The organism is Kribbella albertanoniae, assembly GCF_004348455.1.
In the GTDB taxonomy this organism is placed as follows: domain Bacteria; phylum Actinomycetota; class Actinomycetes; order Propionibacteriales; family Kribbellaceae; genus Kribbella; species Kribbella albertanoniae.
Genome location: NZ_SMKA01000431.1, coordinates 1 through 4,295 on the forward strand (window position 1 = coordinate 1; position 4,295 = coordinate 4,295).

At 66.8% G+C, this 4,295-nt stretch carries 5 protein-coding genes; 2 read left to right on the forward strand and 3 right to left on the reverse strand.

Annotated features, from left to right (window positions below; translation table 11 throughout):
• Nucleotides 1-701 (forward strand): nucleotidyltransferase domain-containing protein (locus E1261_RS43445; RefSeq protein WP_238176823.1); only part of this gene is annotated, 701 nt, incomplete at its 5' end.
• Here the strand turns inward: E1261_RS43445 and E1261_RS43450 are convergent.
• A complete protein-coding gene (locus E1261_RS43450; RefSeq protein WP_132416005.1) occupies nucleotides 651-1,202 on the reverse strand; it encodes a P-loop nucleotide/nucleoside kinase family protein in 552 nt (183 codons plus the stop codon). The two genes, E1261_RS43445 and E1261_RS43450, sit on opposite strands and share 51 nt — an antisense overlap.
• A gap of 2 nt (nucleotides 1,203-1,204) precedes the next feature.
• A complete protein-coding gene (locus E1261_RS43455; RefSeq protein WP_132416007.1) occupies nucleotides 1,205-2,188 on the reverse strand; it encodes a GNAT family N-acetyltransferase in 984 nt (327 codons plus the stop codon).
• 90 nt (nucleotides 2,189-2,278) lie between these two features.
• Here E1261_RS43455 and E1261_RS43460 point away from each other — a divergent pair, with 90 nt between their 5' ends.
• Nucleotides 2,279-2,980: a transglutaminase domain-containing protein gene (locus E1261_RS43460; RefSeq protein ID WP_132416009.1), complete on the forward strand. Its 702-nt coding sequence runs from the start codon at nucleotides 2,279-2,281 to the stop codon at nucleotides 2,978-2,980.
• On the opposite strand, the gene E1261_RS43465 is transcribed toward E1261_RS43460, so the two are convergent.
• The gene (locus tag E1261_RS43465; RefSeq protein WP_132416011.1) at nucleotides 2,965-3,915 is read right to left on the reverse strand and encodes a threonine ammonia-lyase; all 951 of its coding nucleotides are present in this window, start codon (nucleotides 3,913-3,915) and stop codon (nucleotides 2,965-2,967) included. The two genes, E1261_RS43460 and E1261_RS43465, sit on opposite strands and share 16 nt — an antisense overlap.
• Nucleotides 3,916-4,295 lie beyond the last annotated feature (380 nt).

Consider the following 4,295-nt stretch of genomic DNA (forward strand, 5'->3'; position numbering starts at 1 on the left):
GAGGCTGTCTAGTGCTTGTGGCGTATGAGCGGTTGTTGGGAGAACTGGTCGCTGAGGCGAAGCGGGATGAGGCGGTTGTCGGGGTGTTGCTGACGGGGTCGGTGGCTCGGGGGGATGCGTTGCCGGGGACCGATATTGATCTGCGGGTGATTCTTGGGGATGGGGTTAGTCGACCGGCTCTGCATGAGGTGCGGGATGGCGTGCCGGTCGAGTGGGGGTACGGCGATGAGGCGACGGCGCGGGCGGCGGTTGAGGCGAACCCGATGCACGTCTATGCGTATCTGGATGGGCGGATTCTGCATGACCCACAAGGGGTTCTGGCGCGGCTGAGGCAGCATGCGGTGGAGCGGTTCGAGGGGTATCGGGTCTCGCAGGCGGAGCGCGACCAACTCGCGGAGAGTCTGAGGTATCCGGCGGAGAAGATCCGGGTCGCGGTCGCGGGCGGGGACTTGCTGAAGGCTGCGTTCGTCAGTGCGACCTGCTCGTGGTTCCTGATGGAGGGGTTGTGGGCGGCCAACGATCGGCCGTTGCCGCCCAACAGTTCGGTGCGGCCGCACCTTCGGGATCTGGCCGGGCCGCCCGACGTGGAGAGCTTGTACGGCGAACTGTTCCTGGGAACCGCAGTACGGCGGGTCGAGGTGGCGCTCTACTTACTCGACTGGATCCTTGACCAGCTCGGGGAGGGACGGCCAGCGGTGTGAGGCCCAGGCTGACCAGGTCGAGTGGCCTGGCGGAACCGGCGGAAGGGCGGCGCCTTCCAGCTCTGCTTGGTCGGGTGGTTCGAAGACGGTTCGCCACTCTGCCAGCTCGGCTTCGCTGATCGCAAAGGTTTGGTCGGGTGTCGTGGCGAAACGGTGGGTGATGCGTTGGCGCTGTTCGTCGGGGTCGACGGGGAGGTAGACGACTCTGCTGCCGACGCCCAGCGAGGCGGCGATCGAGCGGAGGGCCGAGCGTTCGTCCCTGCTCCAGAACCCGAAGTCGAACACGACATTGGTCCCGAGCTGAGCCGCCCGCATCCCGATCTCGATCAACTTGCCCTCGACCAGGTCCCGCTTGTCATCCGGATTCTCGTAGTCGAACAACACGATCTGCCACTCGTCCGGAGTGAGACGAAGGGCCGGCGCATCGAGCTCCAATTGCTTGGCGTGCGTTGTTTTGCCCGCACCAGGCAGCCCGACGACGAGGTAGACAGTGGCGCGCATATTCACTCGTCGTCGAGCGGGTGCAGATCAGTGGGAGTCAAAACCCAGTGGAAGCCGTACTTCGGGCTCGCGGAGCGGTCGATGCGGTTCGGCGCGAAGTACTCGGCGACCAGGTCCTGGAGACGCTGGTTGAACTCGACCGCTCGGGCATACGGCACCCGGCCGCCATGTTCGCCGGAGGCCTGGACATACGTCGAACCGAACATGCCGGCTCGCGAGTCGGCGAACGCTTGTTGGTAGTCGTACGTCGTACGGCCGGGGAGCACGGTGACGTCATCGGTCGCCGATGGCGGCGTACCGAGGTAATCGGCCCCCAGCGAGGTCCGTAGCCAGAGACCGTCCGACTGCTTGACAAGACCGGCCGCCGCCAGCTTCGTCAGGTACCAGAGCACCCGTGCATCCGTGATGTGCAGCCCATCGGCGAGCTCGGCCAGCGATCGCGGTGACTCCAGCCGACGGACGATGTCCCGTGGGAGCGCAGAGTCCAGCGAATCGACAGCAGGCGGCTGGAGTAGTTGTTTGCGGAGGAGGGTGATGGTGGTTTCGTATCGGGCTGGGCCGTCGGGGGTGTCGATGTCCCAGGAGCCCAGTTCGGTGCCGCTGACGACGTACCCGAGGCGTTCGTAGAGGGCTTGCGGGCGGGGGCTGGCGTCGTCGATGCCTAGTTCGGCGAAGGGGATGCCGCGGGCGCGGATGTGGTCTTCGAGGGCGTAGATGAGGATCGTGCCGATGCCGCAGGACTGGAACGGGGTCAGGACCGTGAGCTGGTAGATGGTGGCTCCACCGGGCGGCTTCGTGTAGTCGACGGCTCCGTAGCCGACGGCCTGGCCGGATGGTGTGCAGACGGCTAGGTAGTCGACCTCGCCCCGCTCGGCGCGGCCCAGCTCCGTGACCATGGAGGTGAGCTTGGAGGGCGACTCCCCCAGGGTCGGAAGATCCTCGAGGGTCAGATCGCGAACGGTCAGGGGAACGACAATCTCGGGCATGCGCAGCACCTCTCGCCGGTTCGTCTGCACGCTATGGGTTGCTGCTCGTCCTCGCCACGCGATTTTCGCCGCCTGAGTGATACTGGCGAGGTGACTTCAGGGATGCTGGTGCCGCGCCGGCGGCGTGGGGGTGTTGGCGGTACGGCGGCCGTTGCCGGATCGACGGCGGCGACCGGAGTGCTCGATTGGGAGTCGGCGCTGGTCGCGGAGCTCGCCGACGAGATTCCAGCAGCGGGCGAGTGGGAGTGGCTTCGCTCGGCGCATGGGGTGATTCGGAACCGGATTCGGCCGGTCTACGCGTTGAACGATCTGCAGTCGGCTTCGACGTCGGTACGGCGGGGCCGTGGTTCGTGCAGTCAGCGGTTGGCCGTTCTGGAGGCAGTGGCTCGCAGCCGTGGGATTCGGACCCGCGTCGAAGGGCTCGCGGTCGACGGGCGGTTCTGGTATCCGCGGTTCGGGCGGCTGCGTCCGCTGGTGCCGCGACGGGTGATCTTGGCTTGGCCGGAGTTCTTCGTTGCCGGTCAGTGGCTCGCGGTCGGCGAGCTGTTCGAGACGGCGGAGCCGGGGGCGTTCACCAACGCCGGCGCGGAGACGCTGTTCGACGCGATCGGGCGCACCGGGGTGGCTTGGGGTGGGGACTGTGCGGACGGGGTCTGCGACTTGTCCGGCTGGGTGGTCGAGCGGTTGGGGTACTTCGACCATCGGGACGAGTTGTTCGCGCAGCAGCGACAGACGTTGTGCTGGACGGCGCGGACGATCGGCGAGCCGGTACTGAGCTACCGGTCAGCCTGAATCCAGCGGTGGTGGTCGGGCGGGTTCACGTTACTGCCGCAGATGATGGTGACGACTCGGCGACCGGCGAAGCGGGTGCGGTTCTCAAGGAGGGCCGCCAGGCCTAGGGCGGCGGAGGGTTCGGCGACGACGCCGGCGTGCGTGTGGAGCAGCCGGACGCCGGCGACGATCGACGACTCTTCGACGAGTACGGCGTCATCGGCGACCTGCAGGAGATCGACCAGTACTTCGGGGATCGGGCGCCTTCCGGCCACGCCGTCGGCGATGGTGTTGGCGGACTCGGTGGTGACAACGCGCTGCTGTTGCCAGGACAACGTCATCGCCGGTGCGCCCGCCGGCTGGACGCAGACGACCTCGACGTCGGGAGCCAGATCCTTCAGCACATGACCGATGCCCGTGGCCATCGCACCGCCGCCCAAGGCGATGAGGACGGTGTCGAACGGCGTGCCGACCAGTTCCAGCCCGATCGTCGCTGCGCCTTCGCCGGTCTCGAGGTCGAGGCTGTCCTCGACGAGCCGGATGCCAGTGGAACGAGCGATCTCGGCGGCGCGGTCGCGGGCCAGTTCATGATCGCCGTCGACCAACTCCAGGGTCGCACCGAGCGCACGGATGCGGTCGAGCTTGGCAGGCGTCGCGAACCGCGAGGCGACGACGGTGATGTCGAGACCGCGCTTGCGACCGGACCAGGCCAGCGCCTGACCGAGGTTGCCAGCGCTGGCGCACACCGCGGCGCTGCCGGTGAGCTGGCTCGCAACGAGCTCGGTACCGCGACCCTTGAAGCTGCGCACCGGGTTCGCGGTCTCAAGTTTGATACTGACCGAGCAGCCAAGCTCCGGCTCAAGCGCTTCGCACTCATACAGCGGCGTATCAAGAAAGACCGGGTCGATGACCTCGCGAGCGGCACGAATCCGGGCAGTGTCCAAGCGAGTCGGCACTCCCCCACAATCTCACGCGAAAGTCCCAGACCTCCCCACCGCAGACGAAGAGGACGACCAGCAGATCAATCCGCTGGCGGCTGCCTGGTTCCGAAGCACAGCGGAAACGCGGGGACCTCCGCTCAAGTTGCTGGTTCTCCCCTCGAAATCTGACCGGAGAAGGGTCGACTTCAACGGATAGCCCCTCAAATGCTGAAGTGCCAGCCCGACGATGACCTGAGCTGCAGTCGTGACCACCGGGGCGAGCAACCACCTCTGTAGCAGACCGGAGCGGACCGCCCGCACTGACCAAGTGGCTTTGGCGGCGGTTGGTGGTGGGTGATTGAGCGTGGCGGCGGAGGTGCGGTTGGGGTTGGTCAGTGGGAGCGGTTCGGGGGCGT

Coding starts and splice junctions, on each gene's coding strand:
- E1261_RS43450 (WP_132416005.1), bottom strand. CDS start 1,202: ATGCGCGCCACTGTCTACCTCGTCGTCGGGCTGCCTGGTGCGGGCAAA.
- E1261_RS43455 (WP_132416007.1), bottom strand. CDS start 2,188: ATGCCCGAGATTGTCGTTCCCCTGACCGTTCGCGATCTGACCCTCGAG.